The sequence below is a fragment of the Cytobacillus citreus genome, assembly GCF_018343665.1.
GTDB lineage: Bacteria > Bacillota > Bacilli > Bacillales > Cytobacillaceae > Cytobacillus > Cytobacillus citreus.
Window position 1 is genome coordinate 150,397 of the sequence record NZ_JAGYPM010000006.1, and the last position, 24,917, is coordinate 175,313.

The 24,917-nt window shown below is 36.8% G+C and carries 20 protein-coding genes, 8 tRNA genes and 2 rRNA genes; 3 read left to right on the plus strand and 27 right to left on the minus strand.

Annotated features, from left to right (window positions below):
- Positions 1 to 16 precede the first annotated feature (16 nt).
- The 10 genes from KHA94_RS22295 to KHA94_RS22340 all read right to left on the minus strand — a co-directional run bounded on the left by KHA94_RS22295 (position 17) and on the right by KHA94_RS22340 (position 10,409).
- A complete protein-coding gene (locus tag KHA94_RS22295) occupies positions 17 to 1,339 on the minus strand; it encodes a lanthionine synthetase C family protein (RefSeq protein WP_213104310.1) in 1,323 nt (440 codons plus the stop codon).
- Complete coding sequence (locus KHA94_RS22300; protein ID WP_213104311.1) at positions 1,326 to 4,541, minus strand: thiopeptide-type bacteriocin biosynthesis protein; 3,216 nt, start codon at positions 4,539 to 4,541, stop codon at positions 1,326 to 1,328. Before KHA94_RS22300 ends, KHA94_RS22295 begins: the two co-directional genes overlap by 14 nt.
- Positions 4,542 to 4,699: 158 nt before the next feature.
- Positions 4,700 to 4,864, minus strand: coding sequence for an FDLD family class I lanthipeptide (locus tag KHA94_RS22305; RefSeq protein ID WP_213104312.1), 165 nt, complete (start codon positions 4,862 to 4,864; stop codon positions 4,700 to 4,702).
- Between the two features lie 72 nt (positions 4,865 to 4,936).
- Entirely contained in the window at positions 4,937 to 5,173 is a 237-nt protein-coding gene (locus tag KHA94_RS22310; protein ID WP_213104313.1) for a hypothetical protein, read from the minus strand.
- A gap of 241 nt (positions 5,174 to 5,414) precedes the next feature.
- Positions 5,415 to 6,035 (minus strand): response regulator, encoded by a 621-nt coding sequence (locus KHA94_RS22315; RefSeq protein ID WP_213104314.1) that lies wholly within the window; start codon positions 6,033 to 6,035, stop codon positions 5,415 to 5,417.
- A gap of 5 nt (positions 6,036 to 6,040) precedes the next feature.
- Positions 6,041 to 7,405 (minus strand): sensor histidine kinase, encoded by a 1,365-nt coding sequence (locus tag KHA94_RS22320; RefSeq protein WP_213104315.1) that lies wholly within the window; start codon positions 7,403 to 7,405, stop codon positions 6,041 to 6,043.
- 26 nt (positions 7,406 to 7,431) lie between these two features.
- Entirely contained in the window at positions 7,432 to 8,343 is a 912-nt protein-coding gene (locus KHA94_RS22325) for an alpha/beta hydrolase (protein WP_213104316.1), read from the minus strand.
- Positions 8,344 to 8,594: 251 nt separating this feature from the next.
- Entirely contained in the window at positions 8,595 to 8,861 is a 267-nt protein-coding gene (locus KHA94_RS22330; protein WP_213104317.1) for a hypothetical protein, read from the minus strand.
- Between the two features lie 253 nt (positions 8,862 to 9,114).
- Positions 9,115 to 9,747: a hypothetical protein gene (locus tag KHA94_RS22335; RefSeq protein WP_213104318.1), complete on the minus strand. Its 633-nt coding sequence runs from the start codon at positions 9,745 to 9,747 to the stop codon at positions 9,115 to 9,117.
- Positions 9,748 to 10,199: 452 nt separating this feature from the next.
- A complete protein-coding gene (locus tag KHA94_RS22340) occupies positions 10,200 to 10,409 on the minus strand; it encodes a hypothetical protein (RefSeq protein ID WP_213104319.1) in 210 nt (69 codons plus the stop codon).
- A 193-nt stretch (positions 10,410 to 10,602) separates the two neighbouring features.
- Here KHA94_RS22340 and KHA94_RS22345 point away from each other — a divergent pair, with 193 nt between their 5' ends.
- Together KHA94_RS22345 and KHA94_RS22350 are read left to right on the plus strand one after the other, a co-directional pair.
- Entirely contained in the window at positions 10,603 to 11,022 is a 420-nt protein-coding gene (locus tag KHA94_RS22345) for a hypothetical protein (protein ID WP_213104320.1), read from the plus strand.
- Between the two features lie 245 nt (positions 11,023 to 11,267).
- Entirely contained in the window at positions 11,268 to 12,494 is a 1,227-nt protein-coding gene (locus KHA94_RS22350; protein ID WP_213104321.1) for a TolB family protein, read from the plus strand.
- Positions 12,495 to 13,003: 509 nt separating this feature from the next.
- Here the strand turns inward: KHA94_RS22350 and glmS are convergent.
- From glmS to sigW, 6 genes are all read right to left on the minus strand, one after another.
- Entirely contained in the window at positions 13,004 to 14,806 is a 1,803-nt protein-coding gene (gene glmS / locus KHA94_RS22355) for a glutamine--fructose-6-phosphate transaminase (isomerizing) (RefSeq protein ID WP_213104322.1), read from the minus strand.
- A gap of 700 nt (positions 14,807 to 15,506) precedes the next feature.
- Positions 15,507 to 16,859 (minus strand): phosphoglucosamine mutase, encoded by a 1,353-nt coding sequence (gene glmM, locus KHA94_RS22360; RefSeq protein WP_213104323.1) that lies wholly within the window; start codon positions 16,857 to 16,859, stop codon positions 15,507 to 15,509.
- A 34-nt stretch (positions 16,860 to 16,893) separates the two neighbouring features.
- Complete coding sequence (locus tag KHA94_RS22365; protein WP_213104324.1) at positions 16,894 to 18,180, minus strand: CdaR family protein; 1,287 nt, start codon at positions 18,178 to 18,180, stop codon at positions 16,894 to 16,896.
- Positions 18,173 to 19,000, minus strand: a complete 828-nt coding sequence (cdaA, locus tag KHA94_RS22370; protein WP_213104325.1) for a diadenylate cyclase CdaA — start codon at positions 18,998 to 19,000, stop codon at positions 18,173 to 18,175. Before cdaA ends, KHA94_RS22365 begins: the two co-directional genes overlap by 8 nt.
- A gap of 264 nt (positions 19,001 to 19,264) precedes the next feature.
- A complete protein-coding gene (locus KHA94_RS22375; protein WP_213104326.1) occupies positions 19,265 to 19,912 on the minus strand; it encodes an anti-sigma factor family protein in 648 nt (215 codons plus the stop codon).
- 19 nt (positions 19,913 to 19,931) lie between these two features.
- Complete coding sequence (gene sigW / locus KHA94_RS22380) at positions 19,932 to 20,495, minus strand: RNA polymerase sigma factor SigW (protein WP_213104327.1); 564 nt, start codon at positions 20,493 to 20,495, stop codon at positions 19,932 to 19,934.
- 165 nt (positions 20,496 to 20,660) lie between these two features.
- Here sigW and KHA94_RS22385 point away from each other — a divergent pair, with 165 nt between their 5' ends.
- Positions 20,661 to 20,858 carry an aspartyl-phosphate phosphatase Spo0E family protein gene (locus KHA94_RS22385; RefSeq protein ID WP_213104328.1) on the plus strand — a complete coding sequence of 66 codons (198 nt, stop codon included), beginning with the start codon at positions 20,661 to 20,663 and terminating at the stop codon, positions 20,856 to 20,858.
- A 312-nt stretch (positions 20,859 to 21,170) separates the two neighbouring features.
- On the opposite strand, the gene rocF is transcribed toward KHA94_RS22385, so the two are convergent.
- The 11 genes from rocF to KHA94_RS22440 form a co-directional block, all read right to left on the minus strand.
- Complete coding sequence (rocF, locus tag KHA94_RS22390; RefSeq protein WP_213104329.1) at positions 21,171 to 22,067, minus strand: arginase; 897 nt, start codon at positions 22,065 to 22,067, stop codon at positions 21,171 to 21,173.
- A gap of 451 nt (positions 22,068 to 22,518) precedes the next feature.
- Positions 22,519 to 22,591: transfer RNA gene (locus KHA94_RS22395), tRNA-Lys, on the minus strand.
- 173 nt (positions 22,592 to 22,764) lie between these two features.
- Positions 22,765 to 22,839 (minus strand) — tRNA-Gln (locus KHA94_RS22400).
- Positions 22,840 to 23,071: 232 nt separating this feature from the next.
- Positions 23,072 to 23,156: transfer RNA gene (locus tag KHA94_RS22405), tRNA-Tyr, on the minus strand.
- A 114-nt stretch (positions 23,157 to 23,270) separates the two neighbouring features.
- Positions 23,271 to 23,346, minus strand: a tRNA-Thr gene (locus KHA94_RS22410).
- A gap of 10 nt (positions 23,347 to 23,356) precedes the next feature.
- Positions 23,357 to 23,432: transfer RNA gene (locus KHA94_RS22415), tRNA-Val, on the minus strand.
- Between the two features lie 5 nt (positions 23,433 to 23,437).
- Positions 23,438 to 23,512 (minus strand) — tRNA-Glu (locus tag KHA94_RS22420).
- A 20-nt stretch (positions 23,513 to 23,532) separates the two neighbouring features.
- Positions 23,533 to 23,605: transfer RNA gene (locus KHA94_RS22425), tRNA-Thr, on the minus strand.
- Positions 23,606 to 23,642: 37 nt separating this feature from the next.
- Positions 23,643 to 23,717: transfer RNA gene (locus tag KHA94_RS22430), tRNA-Asn, on the minus strand.
- 158 nt (positions 23,718 to 23,875) lie between these two features.
- Positions 23,876 to 23,992 (minus strand): 5S ribosomal RNA (gene rrf, locus KHA94_RS22435).
- A 189-nt stretch (positions 23,993 to 24,181) separates the two neighbouring features.
- Positions 24,182 to 24,917: ribosomal RNA gene (locus tag KHA94_RS22440) — 23S ribosomal RNA — on the minus strand; the annotation flags it as partial.

Below are 24,917 nucleotides of genomic sequence, written 5' to 3' on the forward strand. Positions count from 1 at the left end.
TCTCCTCTCGATTACACTAAGATAGAAGAAAAATAGAATCCCATTCGGCTGTCTCATTCTTTAATAAACTAATCAGTACAAGCAAGATCCCTGCTGTACCTAGTAATAATCCAGGGTTCTGTGCCCCGCCGCGATGATCGTAATCTAAAAATCCGAATGGTAATTCTTCATTATATTGATTAAGAATATATTTAATCAGTTTCGTCCTAAAACCTTCTAATTGCGAATTTGGATTATTAAGATAAAACTTTTGTGTGATGTATAACAATCCTGCATAGCCGTGGCAAAACGTAGGAGATTTTATCGACCATATGCTTTCTGGTCTGGAGAAGATTTCTTCAAATGCATCAATAGAATATTTCATTAATGAAGCATCCTCTAATGCCCCAGCCGCTAACATAAGGGAATGACTAATGCCTGGTATACCATAGCACCAAGATTCATTATTAACAGGAATATCATCCTTTTCCCGGCTGACAAACTCTTCAAACTTTACCCTGTCAGGCCAAACCATTCCATATTGATCTTTTTGTGCCCATGTTTTATAAAATGAAACTATTTTTTCTATTGCCTCTTTTTGGCCTTCTATTATAATCCCACTGCTGTATGCACTACTCAAGAAAGATAAGGGGCCGGCAATCCCATGGGACAGTCCCAAATTAAAATTACCCTTTGGATACATGTTTTTTTCATTTTCAAGGAATTGATTTTCTTGAGAGATATACCATCCATGAACTATATGGTTGTCGCACAGAATATCATTTGTCAAAGAAACTAAATAACGAACGGCCTTTATGGTAGCTTTTCTGGATTCGGAATCATCTAATTGGATTAAATAACGCCCAATTCCCGTAAGTCCTTCGATTACATCATAATCGTACATATCCACCTGACCGCCTAAATTAGCGTTTGCCTTATCCAGTAATGTATCGAGATCTGCAATGATGTAGTTATTAAGTACCTTCGTTACGTTTGCGTACTTTTTTCTATCTTTAGACAAAATGTTTGCTGCTGTGGCTATACCACTTAAACCATTCCATAATGAAGACGAATAAACATTCCCATCATTAACTAAGTTTTGTAAGTAGGACATGTATTCATGTCCTACTAACCCCCAGCCTTCATGAGGGTAAATATCATCTAATTCTGCTGTTAATATACAGATACCGGGATATCCAACGGCTAAATTGCATAAATCAAAATCACTAAATCCCTGCTCATCATAAAAATCTCTCACTTTTTCTGGGGAACGATAGATCATTTTCAATTTATCTATTAATCTTGTCACTTCATATTGTTCATTTTGCGACAATATTCTGCACTGATCAGACTTCAACATGAATTTTAAGCCCCTTTTGCTTTTTAAGAAATCTAAGATTATAAAGAGTATGCCTGCAAAGTGTCATTACTTTTTCTTCCTTCAACCGGTCAATTCCTATTAACCTATTCAAATTTAAGTGGATAAAGCTTCCCATGATACTGCCTTGGCTATTATAAATATCATTAGTTAACGCCATTTCCTGTACATATTCTTCAATCACTTTGGATCTGGTCTTTAAATACTGATAAATTAATTCACCATCTTCAGTCGTTCGTAATGTAGACCATTCATCAGTGTCATTACCAATTTTCATGTATAATGACCGATTTTCCCTAAATTCCTTACTGTATTTTTTAAAATCAGTCACGTTATTTAACCATTCCAGCTGATGATCAAAGTCAGGGAGAAAATGAGATAAATAGTCAATCGTACTAATGATCCCAATATCTTCAAGAGATAGACTTCTTTTTTCAACACTGCTGAAATTTATGGCATTTAAGACAAAATTGCTATCCTCTGAAAAGACCTTTTCAGCTAATCCTATCAGTTTTGGACCGCCATATCTTTCAGCTTCCCTATCATAAGTATCAATTGAACAATGTGTAACTACACCTTTTTCTCTTAATAATTTCATCCAATTATTAAATAAAGGCAATAACGTACCTGTTAATATTTCCGGTTCTCCCTTAAAACGTATTCTTATATGTGGTAATGGATCCGCATATCGCATAAAAAAGTAAGTATCGAATACACCTTTTCCTTTTTGCTCATGAATGAATTGCGAAAGATGTACAGCAATAAATTCTTCGATTCTGCTTTTTATTCCATAAACCTTAAAGTACATCCATTCGCTTCCGGGATAATAAGTTCGATTAAATTCACCTGAACGACTATCTAAGCTTGAATAGACCTTCATTGCATCCTTTTCCTGCTGACTAATGATATTTTTGGACGCTTCTTCCTTAGAGGCTAACACCAAAGGAAAAACACATTCCATATTGTACATTCTTTGCTGTTCATCCCTAACAATTAAATCAGTAAAGTCTGTTCCAATCTCTGTTAAGGTTATATACTCATCTGCTAGAATTTTTGTAAATTCGTTCTTTAATTCTAATAGATGCAATTTATTTTCTAAGTCGAACATAATACGATTGTCTACATCCGTTAAATAAACATATCGTGGTACTTTATACAGTTTTCTCCATCTTGCTATTTCATCAAACCAATCATTGTCACTTTGATTTTTATTAAATTTAATTATTTTATGATTTATATTCCATGTTGCTAACGAAAGAATCGTATTACTATAAATGATTCTCGGTAAATATGGCAGATTGGACAACAGTCCCCAAGTAAAACCGCGCCAATTCTTATATCGTGCCATTCCTATTTCACACATAAATCTATATACATTTGGAGTTCCATTTGTAATATTCAGCATATGATTGGTTACCGGAATCACTTCTCTATTGAATGTTTTTGACTTAATATACAATCGATTCATCGTACATCCTACTACTAAATCATCCAGTGTTAACTCATTAGCCAGATTGGATGAACTAGTCCCCAACACTATTTGGTAATCTCCAAGATTCTTAGTTAGGGCTACATTTGCCGCTCTTGAATGTCTTGGCAGATAAACAATCTCAGCTACTATAGGACCATCCGGTTGAAACTGTTTTTGTTTTTCCTTTTTAAATCGATTCGTTACATCACGATCAAGGATGTCCAGAAATCTCCCGAAGCTTTTGCCGGCTGATGGAGAACCGGCATTAGGCCCCATAATTAGTTGATATTGTTCTTCCTTGTCTTGGGAGTTTTTTTGATTAACAGTAAAATAGAGCTCCATCGATTCAGGATGCTCACGATAGTCATTCTCAATAGGAATCATTAAATCATGAATGATTTCGTCCGTTAAGCGCACTTCATTCCCTTTTATAATAGCTTCTTCAGCTATGCTCATCATCTTACGTGAGTATATGACTTCCTCCTGATAGTTATCTTCAAAAGGATAAATACTTATTGGATTCTCATATGTATGGGGGGCTCCTAAGCCAATATCCTCGTCTAATAGTTCCAGGATTGGAACTTCTCTGGCTATGCCATATTTCTCTAAAAATTGTTCATGGTATTTGTTTAAATGTTTAAACCATACTGTTTGTGGTGACAGTTTCCATAATACGTTTGCAACTTTTGTTATTTCATTTTTTATATCCTTATGTAAGCTATTAGAAATGTAGTTCACTCTCAAATCTACTTGAAGAGGGTTTTTAACATCGGCAATTTCCCTCATCGCCTCACAAATTTCTATGTACTGATCTAAACCTTTTCCAATTGGAATCGAGTTATATTGATTAATTAATTCATTTATATTATGTAGATAAAGATTTAATTGTTCTAAACCTTTAATTGACTTCATTTCTTTTAATACATATTCAAAAGCATTATCATCTGCTAAAGGGGGTCTAAGAGAGCTTATTAAAAATTCATTTATGAATAAATTATAGGTAAAGCTTTCAATGATCTTCATATCAACTTGATCGTATTTACTCTGTAAATGCTTATTAAGATCATCCAGTTTAATAGGAGTTGCTGCTATTGATAGTGTAATTTCCACTAGTTCATTCCAATCTACGGATGAGTAATAGAAAGATACATTATTATTCGACACGTCTCCATAATTAGTTAAAAAAGGAAGCTTAATTCTATTACCTACTTGATAAATCATTTTATTTGCAGTCACATATAGTTGTCTTACAATTTGAATATCCTGTTCCATATTTTTAACTACTTTTAGGAGCCACTGCATATCGGGACGTGCCCGCTTCATATGTTTATGAATATGGTTAAGCTTTAAATCAGTCTTTTCATTAAACTCTCCTATACTGATGCCTGATAACAATCCAAATGGTGTAGATCTTGTAGACATCCGATTGATATACTTAAAAACGCTGCTTATAATTTGTTCTTTTTGTTTTTTAGACTTATCTTTTTTGTTAATTGCTTTGTAAAGAGACAAACTTGATATCGCGATGGACTCTTTAATTTCCGGTAACTCCAACAAACTTATTAATCTATCTACTTCTTCATCATAATTATCATTATCGTGTTTAGATAATTGCTCCGCCTGTTTTATAAAGTTTTCTAAAGGAAGCAAAGGAGTTCTCAACATAAAGAAATCTAATGGCATATACTCTGTGTCTAATGTATTTTCATTCACGTGTAACACCCTTTCTAAATTAAAGATTTTTTAGACATACCACATAGGGTTGAATTACTTTAAATAAAGTCCGTTTTTTATATAGGCTGGCCTATGTAGATCATTAATGTTGATAAGATTCTGCAGTATCAACATTATCGCTTATTACAGCCAGAAAATTAGAAACAACCTGGAGTACAGTAAGATGTAAAATTACAACCACAAGAAGCTTTACAAGTAACTTTTGTTACCCAGCATACAGTTGTTCTAACAGTATCTGGCTCAACTACGTCACTATTCATTTGTTGAACTTGAAAATCTACATTAAATAAATCTTTTTGCATAATCAATCTCTCCCTTAATATGTTTATTTCCCTTTGTGGTATGCCTAAAAAACCCTTAATCTTTTTAAATTGTTAAAAATAAAATGGATAAATATTCAATTGAGAAGGAACGGCTTTTCTCTTACGGATTTCATCATAGCACACAAAAAATTTACAAATTTGGTACAGAATTAAAAAATAACAAAAGTCAATGACTAGAGCTTTTAATCTAACTCCTTTCTTTGCTGGAAGAATTGATATTTTCCTGTGTAAATCTTTCGGAATATCCGCATTTAATCGTTTCTCGTCCTTTTCATCTTGTATAGGCAATCTCTTCTACCTCCTCAGCTACTCACTTGAGTGATTGTCTACATAAATAATATAAGATCTGACAAAATTAGAGGAGTGTCATTTTTTATGACCCTAAATTAAAAAGGGGGCTATATTTTATAGCCCTAAAATAAAAAAAGGGGCTAATATAGCCCCTTTTTATTGTTAAATATTCAATTGAAGTTTTTTACTTTTGATCTGAATCTGACAATTTGGCTGATCACCATGAAGTAACTACGCATTATAAACCTCCAGATTTCACTTTTTGAATAGCTTCCTTCATACTTGATACAGATAGTTTTTTTAGTATATTTTTGATTTGATTCTTAATAGTATTATCGCTTTTAATTAATTTTTTTTGTATCTCGCTTCTCGAATATCCTTCCTCAATAAGGTCATATACCTCTCTTTCAGCAGTAGTTAATTCTTTAAGTTGTTCTTCGCTTTTCAAGCGAATATAATCTTTAATCAAAGCTTGAATTGGAGGGTTTTCATAATAAGTTGAACGGATAATTTCAGGTATATGAGAAGCATCTTTTTTCAAAATATAATCTGTTGCTCCAGCCGTAAAAGCTTGCTGAATAACTTCTTCATCTGACATGGATGTTAACATAATAATTTTAGAAGATTCACTTCTTTTTAATTCTAATGCTGTGTATATACCATCCAAGTTATCTTCCGTAAGATTTATATCAACTAGATAAATATCAATTTGATCAAGTGCTGTTGAAAGTTTAATTGCTTCTTCTTGTGTTCGGCTACATCCAACAAGCATCATATCATCTTCATTGCCAATAATCGTTTCTATGATTTTAATCCAATCTTCATCGTCTTCAATTAACACAACTCTGATTTTATCCATATGCATCAGACCTCATTCATCGGGAATGTTAATTTAACACTTGTCCCTTTATTTAACTCACTCTCAATCTCTAAATTCCCACCACTTTTAGTCATCACATGGTAGCAATAAGCTAAGCCCAAACCAAAATTTGTTCCATTCTTGCCTTTTGTAGTAAAAAAAGGATCTACAACACGACGTAAATTATTAGGGTGTATACCCATACCATTATCAGTAAATACAACTATGACATTGTCCGCCTTAGAAATCTCTGTTAATACCTCTATGTCTCCACCTTCTTTTAAAGCTTCCAGTGCATTCTTTAAAATATTTATAAACACTTCTTTTGTATGAGTGCTATCACATAAAACATCAATATTTCCTGCATTATATTTCTTGTTAATTATCACTTTTTTATTTTTACAATCCATCTGTATATCTTCTATACTGTCATCTAACAGTTTATTTAAATTCTGTTTTAAGCGTACAATATAGATTTCTTGTGTTTTACTTTGGATTCGATCTACCAATTTCGTAAGATGATCTGAACTCCGACTGATAATATCGATCGCTTCTTTACCACTTCCTTTTAATTGATCTCTGTAGGGTTTCAAAATAAAAAGGCTGGAATTAATTTTATATATTTGATTCTTTACTGCATGGTTTAATAAACCAGATCCCGTATTAAAAACTTGCATTTTACTATCAAAGGCCTGTTTTTCTATTTTAAGTCTAACACCTAATACTCCCATTTTTGTCATCATAACTAAACATGTGATTCCCGCAAATACAACAGGAATAGAATTTAATCTCCACATGGCGGTTAATCCAACCGCATGCCCTATATAATTGGTCAAAACATTTGTTAGAAAAGGAGGAAGCAAAAGGTAATTAAATAATTTCCGATCTTTTTTTATCTCAGTACTTTTCTCTATACTTGTACTATAAATCATAAAAGATGTTCCAACTAAGTAACATGGAATTGCCCAAATAGCCACTAAAATCCAATTATGCGAAACTTTCGGGTAAAAAGTTGTATTGAGAAACATAATGAATAAGGGAATTAGCAACAATGAACCTAATACTCTTAATTTTCCCTTTGAAAAGAGACCTGAATATGTAGCTGCAAACATCATAAAACAATAAGGAGATACATTTTGATTTAAAAAACTGCCTATACTATAGATTATTTGAAATATAAATTCAGAATTAAAAGTAACAAAATTGTATTTGATCAGATACGGAAAAAAATTTTCAATCACAGACTTACCAAAGGCCCCACTACCAAATGAAAATAATAATAAACTAAGCCATAGACCCCAATTCTTTTCTCGATTATTAAAATAAACCACTAAAGCAACCGTATAAAGAATTAAAAAGGTTAATATCATATAACTACCCCTAACATAAGATGTCTTTATACATTGCTTTTTTCAACATATTTTACATCAGCAACAGAATTTAAAAATGAAAGTACTTTTTCTTGATATTCAGTTGGATAAGTTTGGTGACTTCGCAAATGCAATACACCTGATGTATTCCAATATGTAAATTTGTCAGGATGACAGTTTGATAACAGTTCGCTATGTCTACAAAAGACTGTTTTATCTGCATCACTGTGTACAAATAACACTTTTCGAGGATATATTTTTCCAATAACATCAATAGGTTTAACAACATCAAGTTTTACACCTGATAAAAAAGGTATCGTGTTTAAAATAATTGGAGTGAATGGATACTTCGGAAGTTTAGTAAAGTAAGATAAATTTTCGTTTAAGTATGCTTTTAAATCGCTGAATGGGCTATCAGCAACAACTACTTCTACACAGCTTTCCTCAGCCGCAACCAACAATGATGTTGCAGCTCCCATAGAAAAACCAACTAAGCCAATTCTAGAATTCTGGTTTTTTTGTTTTACCCAATCAATAGCTCCCTGCATATCAGACTTTTCATAGAGTCCAAGCGTACACATTTTTCCTTCTGATTCGCCCCATGCTCTAAAATCAAACATCAGCACATTGTAGCCATCAGATACAAGTGTTTTTACTAATTTTAAAGCTTCTGCTCGAGGCTCTTCTCTGTTAGCTAAATATCCATGGCCAAAAATCAAAGTCATTTTTTCATTTTTTTCTGCAGGAATGTACCATCCTTTTAAACTAATATCATTTCCACGACTTTTAAAACTAATATTTTCATAATTTAAACCATAATTTTTAGGGTTATCAATGACGGGTCTATCCGGAGGATGTATCAACTTCCAGCCAACAAAAATCGATACTAACATTACTAAAATAAAAATAAACGCTACCACACTAATAAAATACAGCATTATTAAAATCTCCTTTTCAAAATAAATTGTAACCGTTCGGAACTACTTCCTGTTAAATACAAATAAAGTTGTTTAATTCCGTAACATCGAACACGCATGATACTGTCCTAATTTTCGATAAGAATCCATCGTAATGTAGCTTTAAAATAAAGTTTAATCAAAATTGATTTTCGGTCGCTCTGCCGGCAGGTGCAGGCATTCGAGAAACAGCACACCTTTATTTTTCTATTCTACACGTAATTAGAATAATATTATGATTCTAGCCAATTATAAAAAGGAACTTTGCCTGTATACTGATTTTTTTCTTGTTTTTCTTTTCGTGCATCTTCTGCAATCTTTTTAAGCTCTGCTTGTGGAATAAGGATTTTACTGGACGGCTCATGTTTCATAATTCCATTTACAAAAAACATTCCAAATTCACGAATTTCTTGTTTATTTTCACTAACCCATTTAATAATACGTCTTGCTTGATTTATCATTTGTGATTTAGAGAATACACTGATTTTATTCAATTCCATATGTTTAATAATATCTGAGATTATGTAGTCAGAATAATTTAATTCATTTTTTAAAAATTCAATTACAAATTTATTAATCTCAAGTTCTTCTTCTTCTTCATTTTTTATTAAAGTTGAAGCTATATATTTTTTGCCCTCTATCTGTTCTTTAGAAGAAGAATTAAAATTATTATTATTAGTATTAAGGTTTTTTATATCACTATTAAGATTATTACTAATAGTATTAAGACTATTAAAAGAAGTATTAAGTATATTATTGTCTCCTATTTGAGAACCCCCCCCCGTTCTGTGAGAGAACCCCCCCTGTTCTGTGAGAGAACCCCCCTAAATTAGAGTTATCCACAAGATCATTAAGTTCATTTTCGGTTAATTCCTCTGGTTGCTCTGAATCTTCTTTCTTAGGCCTACCACCTTTTTTAGCAAAACTTTTAGCAGTAGAACTATAATCAGTATCATAATTTCTAACTTCTGCTAATTTAGCAAATGAAAGACTTTTATTATTTTGAGGATATTTATAAACAATAATATTCATAGCCTTTTGGCCACTTCTTGGATCTTCTGCCCATTCTTCAATATCAATCAGGCCAACATTCCATAAAGGTTTAAGGATTTTGTTGTAGAATGTATCATTTCCAACACTTAATTTTTTTCTGATTTTTACTAAACTATCAGGGATTTTGGATTGTTCCCATAAGTTTATATCAACTAGCTTATCACCTTTATTTCGGTCACGATCACACCATGTATACATTTTCAACCAGGCAAATAATGCTTTTTCTCCAATTACGTCAACCCATTGGTCCATGACTACAAAATGTAATGTAGGTAATTCTAATTCTTCACGTTTTTCTTCGCCTTTTTTAAAGGTTACGTTTTGTTCCATCATAATCTCATTCTCCTTTTTTATAAGAACCAACAAAAAAGACGATACCCCCCTTAAGTAAAAGGAAAGCACCGTCTTAGTTATGCTAAAAAAAGGTAGCATTAACAGACTTTTTAACATGAAAAATCTTTGACTCCTACATCATATTTTTGTATAATGAATATAATTATGATGAAAGAATAAAGACTTTCCTGTCAGTGTTTTCCCTAGTTACAGTAGGGCAAACCGTCTAAGAGTGTTGGCGCACTACTTAGATGGCTGGAAGTCTTTTTCATTTTCGTTCAAGTTTGTTATTAGTGAGTGTATCACAAAAAGCTTAAAACTAGCAAACACATAATACCAATAATCTACAATAATTTTATCATTTTACTGAACATTTCGGGATATTTTAATAGTTTGTAACTTTTAACAAACTTCCTACGATCTCCTCATCTCACCAATGAATAACAGTTGGTTTAATCTAAGCTAAAGGCCTCTTCCAACACTTTGTTTAGATTCTTTTTCTTAAAGCTTCGAATGAACTTATCTCTTTTGACCAAGTCCTCTTCTTTTCTAAAGAAACCAGCTTTTTTCGTTTTTTCATTTTCAGGGAGTTTCTCCCATGCCTGAATCGCAAGATCTTCTAGCTGCATCTCAATTCTCATGCGAGTAATTGTATCGTCCATCTGTTTCGCTCGCTCAGCTTCTTTACTTATGGGAGCTGGTAGCATTGGTTCTACACTATTCTGAACACTTTCCGAAACCATTTTATTAATGTGTAGACGAAACAACTTGTAAGATACGGGTTATTGGTTGTTGTGGATAATATTATTTAAAGATGCGAAATCTAACTGTAAAAAATTATGGAGAATGAGCATCATGAAGAAAGTAATTGTCCTTTTCACCTTTTCATTAATGTTTGTATCAGGAAACTTAGCTAATGCTAAACCTCCAGAGCCAAAGGAAATTAAACCATTTGCAGATGACTGGTACGTCACACCAGAGGATATTATTAGAGATATTATATTTCCATCTATTGATAAGAGAGTGATGAAAGAATACCCAGGTAATGATGCTGCTACTTTTGGCTGGGAGTCACAGAGGATTGTTGGTATTGTTTATAATAACAATCATTCTTATGATATTTCCGTGAGGATTCGAGTTCCTGATAATAGTAATAGCTCATTGGAATATGCAGATGACTTGGTTAAAGTAAGAGTATCTCCATCCTGCGACAGCCCCAAAATTGGATGTAGCCATGGTTTTAAAGTAGAAGTAATAGATTATAAACATAAGTAACTGGAAAAGGTGTTACCTTTAATTGGTATCATCTAATTAAGAACGACCTTGTTCAACGGGCGCAAGAATTGAAAGATAATGGACTGCTGCAGCAGTCCATTATTTGATTATTTACGTTATAAAAGAGCAAATCATTGGAAAAGGACGTTGTACCATAAAATATAAGTAAATGATATTAATTACCATATTATCCCAGTTAATTCCTAACAATGATTTGGTAAATCTATTAGTAGGAGGGATTGAACGTGAGAATTCGGATTTTATTATTACTAACTCTCATCTGTTTTCATTTTTCGACGATAGCAAGTGCAGAAGCACCACTAACAGCTGCATTTATCCGTGATCATCAGTTGTGGCTCAAAAAGGGTGGTCAAGAAATACAACTCACAAAGGACCGATATGTGTATTCTCCGAAATGGTCATATGACGGTCGTTTTATTGGGTATATTGATGGTGATGAAAAGGGAGAAAAATCGGATTTATTCATTTATGATACAAAGGAAAAAGAAAGCTACCAACCTTATGTAAGGGTCGTAACATCTGACTTTAAATGGTCCCCAAACAAAAATCAGTTGGCCTACAATGATCAAGGTATATTAAATGTGACAAAAATAAAGAATGGCCGGCCCCAAGGATTTGAAAATGTCTCATTAGGAGTTAGTGGTTTTGAATGGTTTCCGAACGGGAGAGAATTTATTGTTTCCTCACAATCCAACTTACTTCCTACAGGGTGGAGTCCAATCCCACTTTACAGAATTCCATTAGATGCAAATCTTGCTAAAGATAAAATAAAGCCTTTTTATACTATTCAAACTAAAGAACCTGATTTGTTTGGGATTGATGCCTATTATTTTAAGTGGAGTTCTGATGGGAAGTGGGTTAGCTTTTTAGTTGTTCCTACAGCTTCTTGGTCCATGGATAGCAATACGTTATGTGTCCTATCATCACAAGGAAAACACTTTCAATCAGTAGGAAAAATGTTAGAGTTTAAAGACTGGTTTAAGTGGGCTCCTTCAGCCAATCAATTGGCCTATATTTCAGGAGAAGGAAGATTTTTCGTTGAAAACAAGAAGATGACGATTGCCGAAATGCCAGCATCTAAAGAACAAAAGGAATACACACCTAAAGGATTTGTAGACCTCGATCTGGAATGGTTCTCTAAAGATTTGGTTATTGTGGCTCGTGCGAAAGAGAACAAGGAGTGGAAAGAAGGACCCGTACCAACTATGTTCACATCACTTTACGCTATAAACATAAGAACAGGAGAGCAAAAACAAATCTCGTTTCCAAGGAAGAATGAACTTGACGAAGATCCTCAAGTTGTTGGATCTCACCTTACTTGGTTTCGAAAGATGGCAGAGCAAAATAAAGGTGATGTATGGGTAAAAAATGCTTTAAGTGGTCAAGAGCATATATGGCTTAAAAATGTAGATTACGCTCCAATGTTTTTTACACTGGAGCAAAGTCCTTAAGAATATGTTGAATAAATCTTATTCAGCAATCGGGCGCGATTGTTGTATAAAACTTAGATTTTTAAACGACTTTATTGCTAAAGAATCCTTATTTAACAACTTTATTTTCCCCCCATCCAAAACAGGATGAGGGTATGTGCATTGGAAGTATTTAACTTAAATAACGTATTATAACCTTGACATTTCCTTATTGCGGGTGGTGTCAGCTTCGCTGGTACTACCCCTAAGAGCGTGTTCATCAAGGCTATTAGTATTAATTTGCTCAATCTTTATTCTAAAGCTACATCTGCATCTAAATAATAAAAATCTCTAAAGCCTAGCTTCATTCTCTATCCCGCCTTTTTCAGAAAAATAAAAAAATAACCTCTTACGGCTATAATACCGAAGAGGTTATTTTTTATCAAACTTTATTATCTATTATCAATCTTTATTTAAAATTATCGAACTTTGTTATAAATTATCAATCTTTATTCTAATACGACACAATCAGCGAACAATAAATCTTTTTCCTACTCCACCGTCACACTCTTCGCCAAATTCCTCGGCTTGTCAACATCACAATCACGGTGTAAGGCAGCATAGTAAGAAATGAGTTGTAACGGAATAACAGAGATAAGAGGTGTTAATAACTCGTGCACTTCTGGAAGTACGAAGGTATCTCCTTCCGCTTCCAGTCCTTTCATGGAGATGATGCACGCGTATGCTCCACGGGCAGCTACTTCTTGTACGTTGCCGCGGATACCTAAATTAACACTTTCTTGTGTTGCTAAGGCGATAACTGGTGTGCCTTCTTCGATTAAAGCAATCGTACCGTGCTTTAATTCGCCGCCTGCAAATCCTTCAGCTTGAATATAAGAGATTTCTTTCAGTTTAAGTGCGCCTTCAAGGCCAACGTAGAAGTCTAATCCACGGCCGATGAAGAATGCATTGCGTGTAACTGTTAAAAATTCACGGGCAATGGATTCAAGTTCCTCTTTTTCATTGCAAAGCACTTCCATAGCATTTGCGATGATTCCTAGCTCATGAACTAGATCAAGTCCTAACTTCATTCCACGGCTCTTTGCTGTTACCTCTGCCAAAATGACTAAAACGGCTAGCTGAGCTGTATAAGCCTTTGTAGAAGCAACTGCAATTTCTGGGCCTGCATGAAGCAATAGCGTGTAATCCGCTTCACGGGATAATGTAGAACCTAGTACGTTCGTAATGGTGATGGCTTTATAGCCCATTTCCTTCACTTTCACGAGAACTGCACGGCTGTCAGCTGTTTCTCCGCTCTGAGAAATAAAGATAAATAACGGCTTCTCAGGGAGTAAAGGCAAATTATAGCCAAACTCACTGGAAATATGGACTTCCACTGGAATTTTAGCCATCTTTTCGATGAACTGTTTCCCAACTAATCCAGCATGATAAGATGTTCCCGCAGCAATAATATAAATACGGTCGGCATCATTCATAGCATCAATGATCTCTTGATCAATGGTTAAGTTCCCCTGATCATCTTGATAATTTTGAATGATCTTACGCATCACTAATGGCTGTTCATCAATTTCCTTCAGCATATAGTGAGGATATGTGCCTTTTTCAATATCACTTGCATCTAATTCCGCCGTATACGGGTCACGAGTAATGATCTCGCCATTTAGATTTTGGATGACTACCTCATCTTCTTTCACGATGACCAGTTCCTTGTCCATTAGTTCAACATACTGATCTGTTACTTGAATCATAGCCATTGCGTCTGATGCGACAACATTAAATGTTTCACCTAAGCCAACAAGAAGCGGGCTTTTATTCTTTGCAACGTAGATCGTTTCGTTGTCCTGCTCATCTAAAAGCGCGAGTGCATAGGAGCCTTTTAATAGTGTCAGCGTTTTGCGGAACGCTTCATCAGTTGCTAATCCCTCTCCAGCAAATAATTCAATCAGCTGAACGATAACCTCTGTATCTGTATCACTAATAAAAGAAACGCCTTGCAAGTATTCACGCTTTAAGCTTTCATAGCTTTCGATGACACCATTATGAACAAGGGTAAAACGGCCAGATGTACTTTGGTGCGGGTGAGCATTTACCGTGCTTGGCACTCCATGTGTTGCCCAACGAGTATGACCAATCCCTACATTGGCAAGAACATCAAAATCCACAATATTACGTAAATCGGCAATACGGCCTTTTTCTTTAAAAACTTGGACTTTACTCTCATTCAAAACAGCGATTCCTGCTGAATCATACCCTCTATATTCAAGCTTTTCTAAGCCTTTTAGCAAAATTTCTTTCGAATCATTATTTCCAATATATCCTACGATACCGCACATACTTCTGTTCCTCCTAAAATAGAAGGGGCAAGAAGCCAAAGGGACAGTCTTGCCCCTTATCTCTGTATTGTAATGAATTCATTTTTCTAGTTTTTCAATACCAGATGTCTTTCCATCCGGCTCCTCTACTAGCATTCCCATCCCTTTGTGGATTAAGTTACCCTAATGTTTTAAAGATGAGATATCGGTTTGCTTGAAACCGGGAGGCATCCGCCGAAATCTTCGATAAACCTCCACCTCGTCAACTAATCCATTTGTCGTCCGCGGATTAGTCCTGGCGCTTATATTACATGATTAAACCTCTGCCCACCTTTCCTTTCAACATGAAGATGTGAAAAACATTAATATCATACAACAAGCAAAACTCCTAAGTCAAGAACAAATGCGCAAGCGCCTTCGGAACAATTAAAGGACAAATTGTTCCTGCGATGAATATTCAAAGAAGCTTTCCTTAGTGCTCACCTCCGACAAGCACAAGACGAGCCTCCCGGAAAGGTGTTCTTTACCTTTCTGGGAGGATTGGCTTGTGACCTCGAGGAGGTAGGCGCTGGAGCTGAACGTAGATAAACTATATCTCAAGTTATCAACAGATAGCGGAAATTATAATTTCCTATACAACTAAGAAATGCGGAAGTGATTCCTAATATAAAAATATGCATAAGAGAACCGTTTCGTTCCCTTATGCATAGCTTGTTTACTCTTACTCTTCCTTTAAACCCATTTCCTCTACAACGACAGCTGCTATTCTTTCTACATAGGAGTTGCATAGCTCTTCAGTTGGAGCTTCAGCCATAACTCGAACAAGCGGCTCCGTTCCAGAAGGACGAACTAGAATTCGTCCATTTCCATTCATTTCCTTTTCTACTTCAGAAATGACGGCACTTACTTTTTCATTATCTGTTACATGATGTTTATCCGTCACACGAATATTGACGAGCTTTTGCGGAAATTTCTTCATCTCTTTCGCTAGCTCTGATAATGGCTTCTTCGTCATTTTCATAATGTTAACGAGCTGAAGGCCAGTAAGAAGCCCATCACCAGTCGTAATATAATCAAGGAAAATGATATGGCCTGATTGCTCTCCTCCAAGATTATAGCCATTCTTCTTCATCTCTTCTACAACATAACGATCTCCGACGGCAGTTGGGATACTTTGAATTTCATTTGCTTCCAATGCTTTATAAAATCCAAGGTTACTCATAACGGTGGAAACAACGGTACTATGTCTTAATCTGCCCTGTTCCTTCAAGTATTTCCCGCAAATATACATAATTTGGTCGCCATCGACAATTTCTCCATTTTCATCAATCGCAATGATGCGATCGCCATCCCCATCGAAGGCTAAACCAACATCCGCTCCCTTTTCCTTTAGGAAGGCAGCAAGAGCCTTGGGATGAGTACTTCCTACCCCATCATTAATATTTAACCCATTTGGAGAAGCTCCCATCATGGATATATCTGCATCTAAATCAGCAAACAAATGTGAAGCAAGAGAGGAAGTGGCACCGTGTGCACAATCTAAAGCAATATGAATGCCAGAGAAATCCTCATCAACTGTTTGCTTCAAAAATTGAAGGTATTTCTGTCCGCCTTCGAAGTAATCATTCACTTGTCCAAGCTCTGCTCCTACTGGTCGAGGAAGCTGATCTTCTTCAAGATCCATAAAGCTTTCAATCTCAGCCTCCTGCTCATCAGAAAGCTTAAATCCATCCGGACCGAAAAATTTAATCCCATTGTCTGCCACAGGGTTATGGGATGCTGAAATCATGACACCTGCTTCCGCTCCTAGGACTTTTGTTAAATAGGCAACCCCTGGTGTTGAAATTACGCCCAAACGCATAACCTCAGCACCAATCGATAATAATCCTGCAACAAGTGCTCCTTCAAGCATATGGCCTGAAATACGAGTATCTCGCCCAATTATCACCTTCGGACGACTTTTATCTTTTGTTAAAACATATCCTCCAAAACGGCCTAATTTAAAAGCTAATTCTGGTGTGAGCTCACTATTAGCAACTCCACGCACCCCATCGGTACCGAAATATTTTCCCATGACATTAATCTCTCCTTATCCTTTTGTTCTATTATTAGATTTCCTTTTGTGTAATTGATACTTTTGCTACTTCCGTTGCCAGCTTCCACTGCACATCTGCTGGGCCCTTGACGTTAATTTTTACATCATGGTCGCCTTCAGTTAAATTAGATAAATCAAGAAAAACTTGGAAATCACTCGCTTTTAGCTGCTCAATCAACCCACTTTTTCCTGTGACCGTTAGACTAATGCCATTAGGAGGAGATTGAACGGTTGCCTCAAACTGATTGGAAAGGCCAGTTAGTTGAATAGGGATATTTGAAAATGTTTTATTTTCCTCTTTCTCTTTCTCTTTCTCTTTCTCTTCATCTTGAACCGTATCTGATTGACTCACACTGGTACTAATTGTTGCCTTTACAACACTCGGATTCACTTCATTGATTCCATCTGAGATGATAACAGGCACCGTCATATCTGTATCTCCATTTATCTGGCTAACATCCACTTCCACTCTAACATTTTCCGTTCGGTCTAAAGCTTCTTGGCTTCCGAAAATTTTTACCTCGTTTACGTCAAGTGAGATATTTTTAATAGTGACGCCTTCTGGTGGACTTCCCTTTTGGATGATCCTTATTGGTACTGTTTTGCTCAAGCTTTTTACAGGGATAGTCACATCGACCGTATTATAATTCAGCATGACATCAAGCTTATTCATGTCCCGGTCTAATACTTGGATTTGGGCTTCTCTTCTAACAGTATCTTTAATTGGCCCTTTTACATTAACAACGGCTTTCACATAGCTGATTCTTTCAATCTCATCTTTTCCACCAGTTATTGTTATATACTGTGGCTCTACCACAGGTGGTTCAGAGATATAGCCATCCTCTAATAATGTTCGATCAAATTCTACATCTACCTTGAAATCCTTTGTTACCTTTTCTTGTACTTTTACGTCCACATAGGCAGGATCCACTGTCGCCTTCAGCTTATCAGAAAGATTTCGAACCTTGATCGGAACTCTTTCAGTGCCTATTTGCGCATCCGATAAATCAGCATATACTTCGAAATTTTTATGTGCTTTCGCTTGTTGAAGAAAGTTTTTTGGACCTGTTAAGGTTACGTCAACAGTTTCTGGAACACCAGTCACAATGAGGTTATCTGTATCATAATAGCTTTTCACCGGAATATTAGTTAGAACTACCGAGTCTTGCTCGCTTGGAACATTAATATTCGAAACATCCTTGTCAGGGTCATAAACAGAGTCGAATAGTAGTAATGCTAGAATTAACGCAACAACTTTCATAAACCATCGTGTTTCTATAAGCTTATCAAATTTATCCATTTTTCTTCGCCCTCCAATTCCAACGAGCAGAAGAAGTCGATTTCACTTTGTTTTGAGATAGCAACTCTTTCGAAAGCATTTCTTTGAATACATTCAATTTTAAATCACGATGCAGCTCACCATTTTTCGTTAAGGAAATATTGCCTGTTTCTTCTGAGACAACAACTGTAATACTATCCGTTACCTCACTAATGCCTAATGCCGCCCGGTGACGTGTCCCAAGCTCTTTAGAAATAAATGGACTCTCAGATAATGGAAGATAGCATGCAGCTGCTGCTACTTGATTTTTTTGTAAAATCACTGCCCCGTCATGGAGTGGTGTATTGGGAATAAATATATTAATGAGTAATTCAGATGAAATTTTAGAATCAAGCTGGATACCCGTCTCGATATAGTCGTTCATTCCTGTTTCCCGTTCAATCGAAATAAGCGCCCCAATACGACGTTTTGCCATGTAATCGACTGCCTTTACAACCGATTCTATTAATTTTTCCTGTTCATCTGCTTCTTGATTGCTAGTTCTTGAAAAGAATCTTCCTCTTCCCAGTTGTTCAAGGGCTCTTCTTAACTCAGGCTGAAAAATAATTGCAATCGCTAAAAATCCCCAAATAAGTACTTGCTGCATCATCCACCCTAATGTTTGGAGGTGGAATTTATCACTGATCACTTTAACAAGGAGTATGACAAAGATTCCTTTTAACAATTGAACAGCTTTCGTTCCTCTCACAACCATAATGAGTTTATAGATGACGAACCATACAAGGAGAATGTCAACAGTATTAGCTAAAAATTTCAGTATTGAGAAATCTGAAAACGACATTATCCTTCCTCCAAATAATTTTTATTAGAATAGCACAAACGCCTTCTGAACTAGCAAAGTTCAGATTGTTCCTGTGAAGATTATTTAAAGTAGCTATTCTTGAGGAGTAGGCGCTGTTGCTAGAAATTTAGAAAAAAAATTCATTGTTACTAAGTAACGTCAATATTATAACATAAATGAATTAGATACCGCTCGAATTGACTGAGTGCCTTTTAATAAAAATAACGGAACTCTGCCTTTTAAGCAAGATTCCGTTATTAGGTATTATTTAACTGTTTCAGGCTCGCTGCCTTCGAATACACTTAATATTTCTTTCGCAGTATTTTTGATATGATACCACATCCAATCAAAAACAGCATTCACTTCATTAATTTCTCCAGTCACATGACCAGCCGAAGCCAAATATTTTTCACCGTTAATTTCACCGTTAATAACGGTCACATTTCCTTCTACTTGGCCTTCTATTTGCAATTTTCCATTTTTCACAACGACGTCACCCCTCACGACTTCACCCTCAGGGACAATCACTGTATCATTTTGAACGACAAGGTTTGGCTGCTTTGAAACGGATAATTGACGATCCTGTTCCCAAGAGGAGAAAAAGCTCCCTATCATTAATACAAGGAACAGAGAAGCTGCCGTAAACATCGGATGCTGCCTGATCCAGCGCTGAAATCCAACCTTACGCTTCTCCTTTGGCAACTTAGCCATCACATTCGCAGTGAAATTAGATGGCGCCTGTATATGTGAAGTGCTTCGAACAAGAGCAATTGTCTTTCTCAATTCATGAAAATGCGCCTGACAATCCTTACAGCTTTGCAGATGTGCTCGTAATTCCCGTTCATGATCGGCTGAGATCTCTTCATCTAAATATTGGTGCATATAAAGAACCACTTCTGCTGGACACTTCAAAGTTCTCACCCTCTTCAAATTATACATATCGTAATTGGGTTCTTAATGCTTCTCTTCCCCGATGAATTCTTGTTTTAACCGTCCCTAATGGAAGATCTAATATTTGACTTATTTCATTCAATGAGAGCTCTTCAATATATTTCAAAACAATAACGGTACGGTATTTTTCTGGGAGCTTGGATATTTCTCTTTGAATCGTTTCCTGCAGCTCCAGACTTTCGACATCTTCCTCAGGGAGGCTCGTATCAGCGGCAATTTGTGAGTACATTGTTAAACCCTCTGTACCTGCAACCTCAGCATCTAAATAAAAATCTGGCTTTTTCTTTCTAATTCGATCGATGCAAAGATTCGTGGCAATTCGATAAAGCCATGAAGAGAATTTCAAATTTATATTAAAGCTGTGAATGTTAACATAAGCCCTCAAAAAAGCTTCCTGTGCAATATCCTCTGCTTCATGTCTATTCCCTAGCATTCTGTAGCAAATAAGAAATACTTTGTCTTTATATATTTCAACTATTTCTGCATACGCATCCTGATCCCCTACTAGTACTTGCTTTATCCTTTTCTTTACGATTGTTTCCATTTTTATTTTACCTCCGCTCTATGCGGCTAATTGATATTACGATCGATAGCGAAAAAGGTTTCACTAGTTATAATATATCTATATTAACAAATTTTTACTTACTTGGTTTAATATTTTTCCATATCGGACATGATAGTACGTAAAACATAGAAAAGGACGATTCTCATGTGTAAAAATGTATTGTTAAAAGACATTGAAGATTGCAGAAAGGAAATGAACAAGTTAGCCTCTCATTCTTCATTATCTGACAAGCAAGTATTAGACATGAGTAAAAAATTAGATCAATTGCTAAATTTATATGAAAACCATATAAAGAAAACTCGCCGATTGGCGAGCCTTGGAAAGGCGAAGACAGAGGTGTAGTTACACTTATCGCACTCATACATGCCACGTCCTCCCAAAAGCTTCTCTTTTGGTCGTGCGATGTATCTCTGACGAAGCTTTCCTTATCCTGTTGCATTCACTCGACTAGGACATCCTCGTAAAAGCTATCGCTTTTCCTTCGTGCGATGTTAATCGCTATCGAAGCCTTCCTTGTCCTGTCCGTCGTACTTAATTCCTAAAATTGGCCAGTACGTCGGATCATCAATCCGTGCTGACAATTTATACTTTCTTAACGTGCGAAAAAAACTAAGCAATGTCCTTATTAAAAGTGTCTGCTTAGTTTTTTTATTTTTATAAAAGCTTTTCGCCAAATAATGATCCCATTAAAGCTACTGCGACGGATGCAGTTTTATTTTTATCATCCAATATTGGATTGACTTCAACAAATTCCGCAGACGTAATAATACCTGCTTCAGCCAGCATTTCCATTGCTAAATGGCTTTCACGGTAGCTAATTCCGCCATTTACTGGCGTTCCTACTCCTGGTGCATCATGTGGATCTAAACCGTCTAAATCAAGAGATAGATGAACACCATCTGTTTTTTCCGATAGATATTCAATCGCCTCTTCCATCACTTTTGTCATTCCTAGACGATCAATTTCATGCATCGTATATACTTTAATTCCATGCTTCTTAATAAGCTCGCGCTCCCCATCATCTAAAGAGCGTGCACCAATTATGACAATATTTTCGGCCTTCACTTTTGGACCATATCCGCCGACATTTGTTAATAACGGGTGACCTAAGCCAATACTCACAGCAAGCGGCATTCCATGTATATTACCTGTTGGAGAGGTCTCAGCTGTATTTAAATCTCCATGGGCATCATACCAAATCACACCTAGGTTTTTATAATGCTTCGCTACCCCAGCTAATGTTCCAATGGCGATGCTATGGTCTCCTCCAAGAACAAGTGGAAACGCTTTATCTTCAATTGCTTTATCTACTTCATTCGCTAATAACTCAGTCTTTTCAGCGATTAGATTTAAATTACGGAGATTTGAAGCTGGATCCACTTCTACTTCAGGTCTTCCAACCGCAATATCCCCTTTATCATGTACCTCATCAAATAATTCTTTTAAACGCTCCGTCACACCTGCATATCGAATGGCACTTGGCCCCATATCTACCCCACGTCTCATTTGCCCTAAATCCATAGGCATGCCAATAATGGCCAGCTTCTTCATAAAAAATCCTCCTTCAACCCATAAATATATCTCTATTTTAACCCCTTTTAAAGAAATGACTCAACTCGACAAAACCGTGAATATATATGCGAGAGTCATTCATTACTTTACTACTAAGGTCTTTCTAAAATCAACTAAGTAATAAAAAATCCTATCAAAAGCATTTATTCTATCAAAGTTGACTTCAATGACTTTAGAAAGTTCATGATGATCGTATTTCCGGTTTTTCTTAGATATTGGGTATAGAACGCTTTTGATTACCGCTCTCACTATTTTTCTCAAGTATCGGGCATCAATAGGAACATTTTGATGGAAGGTTTTGCATTTTTTATCAGATTTGGTACACCATTGATTTTGCACATATTATCATCTTTTTAACAGATGCTAAAACACAAAAACAAGTAAAGAAGACTTTTAGGGATTCCTAAAAGTCTTCTTTACTTGATATAAGTGAGCCATGAAGGACTCGAACCTTCGACCCTCTGATTAAAAGTCAGATGCTCTACCGACTGAGCTAATGGCTCATATAAAGTATTAAATTCCTCTATTTTGTATGTAGTCGAAAATGTGCTCCAAATCTCTTTGTGATTTGTTGCAGATTGCTACAGCTTACTATTCGAGGATGTAATGCTCTGGACTGCAAGCTTCCGAAATCCTCTACCGACTGAGCTAATGGCTCGTATTGGATCAAAAAAAATGGCTGGGCTAGCTGGATTCGAACCAACGCATGACGGAGTCAAAGTCCGTTGCCTTACCGCTTGGCTATAGCCCATTGATTTAACCTCAAGAATCACTTCTTTGAGTAATCTTCATGAATTATCACCGCAGACACATTTAATTGCAATTGAATATGCTTCAATATTTAGCTTCTGTAGTTAAATGTGGCGACATTAACTTCATTAATAAAGCAAATTACATATACAGCAGTGCTCTATAATAACTTTACCTTACAAAATAAAAAGGACTAATACTAGCTTGTCCATTTTTAAAGTTTTTATAAAAAATGGTGGTGGGGGACGGATTCGAACCGCCGAACCCACAGGGAGCGGATTTACAGTCCGCCGCGTTTAGCCACTTCGCTACCCCACCGTTTGTAAGTTGTGTTGCTTCAATAATTAAGATTCTAATCAAAAACATGCTCGAAATTCCTTCGGAATTCCTCCGCAGATTTCCATTGAAGATTAATCAATGAAGCAAGAAATCTGGTGCCGGCCAGAGGACTTGAACCCCCAACCTACTGATTACAAGTCAGTTGCTCTACCAATTGAGCTAGGCCGGCATATAAATTATGGTGGAGGATGACGGGATCGAACCGCCGACCCTCTGCTTGTAAGGCAGATGCTCTCCCAGCTGAGCTAATCCTCCATATATGGTGACCCGTACGGGATTCGAACCCGTGTTACCGCCGTGAAAGGGCGGTGTCTTAACCGCTTGACCAACGGGCCATATAAATAATATTATGGTAAGCTTCCAAGCGGGCTCGAACCGCTGACCTCTTCCTTACCATGGAAGTGCTCTACCTGCTGAGCTATGGAAGCATAAAAACTACCTGCTCAAATAGATCTTCTAGAAAAATGGCTCCGCAGGTAGGATTCGAACCTACGACCGTTCGGTTAACAGCCGAATGCTCTACCACTGAGCTACTGCGGAATAATTAATATAAATCCCTAAAGTTTGATAGAAGTCAAAATTGTGCTCCAAATCTCTGCGTGATTTGTCACAGATTGCTAGAGCTTACTATTCGGGGATGCAACGCTCCGGACTGCAAGCTTTCGCAATCCACTGAGCTACTGCGGAATAATTTTTTAGCCTAGCGACGTCCTACTCTCACAAGGGGACAGCCCCTAACTACCATCGGCGCTGAGAAGCTTAACTTCCGTGTTCGGGATGGGAACGGGTGTGACCTTCTCGCTATCGCCACTAGACTATATTAAATTGAGGTTTTGTTCCCTCAAAACTAGATAATGCTGAAGAAGAATTCGAATAATCATTGTCCAGCTTCGGCTCCTAACTTCTCGGTCGTTTCGATCCATCTCTACAAATCCAAAACCGGGATTTGCATAGCTGGCTCTCCAACGCCTCTCGAAGCTAAGCAGTCGCCTACGCTTTTCTAATTGGTTAAGTCCTCGACCGATTAGTATTTGTCAGCTCCACGTGTCACCACGCTTCCACCTCAAACCTATCAACCTGATCATCTTTCAGGGGTCTTACTAGCTTGACGCTATGGGAAATCTCATCTCGAGGGGGGCTTCATGCTTAGATGCTTTCAGCACTTATCCCTTCCGCACATAGCTACCCAGCGATGCTCTTGGCAGAACAACTGGTACACCAGCGGTGCGTCCATCCCGGTCCTCTCGTACTAAGGACAGCTCCTCTCAAATTTCCTGCGCCCACGACGGATAGGGACCGAACTGTCTCACGACGTTCTGAACCCAGCTCGCGTACCGCTTTAATGGGCGAACAGCCCAACCCTTGGGACCGACTACAGCCCCAGGATGCGATGAGCCGACATCGAGGTGCCAAACCTCCCCGTCGATGTGGACTCTTGGGGGAGATAAGCCTGTTATCCCCGGGGTAGCTTTTATCCGTTGAGCGATGGCCCTTCCATGCGGAACCACCGGATCACTAAGCCCGACTTTCGTCCCTGCTCGACTTGTAGGTCTCGCAGTCAAGCTCCCTTATGCCTTTACACTCTTCGAATGATTTCCAACCATTCTGAGGGAACCTTTGGGCGCCTCCGTTACTTTTTAGGAGGCGACCGCCCCAGTCAAACTGCCCACCTGACACTGTCTCCCACCCCGATCAGGGGTGCGGGTTAGAATTTCAATACAGCCAGGGTAGTATCCCACC

Coding starts and splice junctions, on each gene's coding strand:
- KHA94_RS22365 (WP_213104324.1), bottom strand. CDS start 18,180: ATGGATAAATTTGATAAGCTTATAGAAACACGATGGTTTATGAAAGTT.
- KHA94_RS22385 (WP_213104328.1), top strand. CDS start 20,661: ATGTGTAAAAATGTATTGTTAAAAGACATTGAAGATTGCAGAAAGGAA.
- KHA94_RS22330 (WP_213104317.1), bottom strand. CDS start 8,861: ATGGAATTGAATAAAATCAGTGTATTCTCTAAATCACAAATGATAAAT.
- KHA94_RS22320 (WP_213104315.1), bottom strand. CDS start 7,405: ATGATATTAACCTTTTTAATTCTTTATACGGTTGCTTTAGTGGTTTAT.
- KHA94_RS22345 (WP_213104320.1), top strand. CDS start 10,603: ATGAAGAAAGTAATTGTCCTTTTCACCTTTTCATTAATGTTTGTATCA.
- KHA94_RS22315 (WP_213104314.1), bottom strand. CDS start 6,035: ATGGATAAAATCAGAGTTGTGTTAATTGAAGACGATGAAGATTGGATT.
- glmM (WP_213104323.1), bottom strand. CDS start 16,859: ATGGGAAAATATTTCGGTACCGATGGGGTGCGTGGAGTTGCTAATAGT.
- cdaA (WP_213104325.1), bottom strand. CDS start 19,000: ATGTCGTTTTCAGATTTCTCAATACTGAAATTTTTAGCTAATACTGTT.
- KHA94_RS22305 (WP_213104312.1), bottom strand. CDS start 4,864: ATGCAAAAAGATTTATTTAATGTAGATTTTCAAGTTCAACAAATGAAT.
- KHA94_RS22325 (WP_213104316.1), bottom strand. CDS start 8,343: ATGCTGTATTTTATTAGTGTGGTAGCGTTTATTTTTATTTTAGTAATG.
- rocF (WP_213104329.1), bottom strand. CDS start 22,067: ATGAAGAAGCTGGCCATTATTGGCATGCCTATGGATTTAGGGCAAATG.
- glmS (WP_213104322.1), bottom strand. CDS start 14,806: ATGTGCGGTATCGTAGGATATATTGGAAATAATGATTCGAAAGAAATT.
- KHA94_RS22340 (WP_213104319.1), bottom strand. CDS start 10,409: ATGGACGATACAATTACTCGCATGAGAATTGAGATGCAGCTAGAAGAT.
- KHA94_RS22295 (WP_213104310.1), bottom strand. CDS start 1,339: ATGTTGAAGTCTGATCAGTGCAGAATATTGTCGCAAAATGAACAATAT.
- sigW (WP_213104327.1), bottom strand. CDS start 20,495: ATGGAAACAATCGTAAAGAAAAGGATAAAGCAAGTACTAGTAGGGGAT.
- KHA94_RS22335 (WP_213104318.1), bottom strand. CDS start 9,747: ATGATGGAACAAAACGTAACCTTTAAAAAAGGCGAAGAAAAACGTGAA.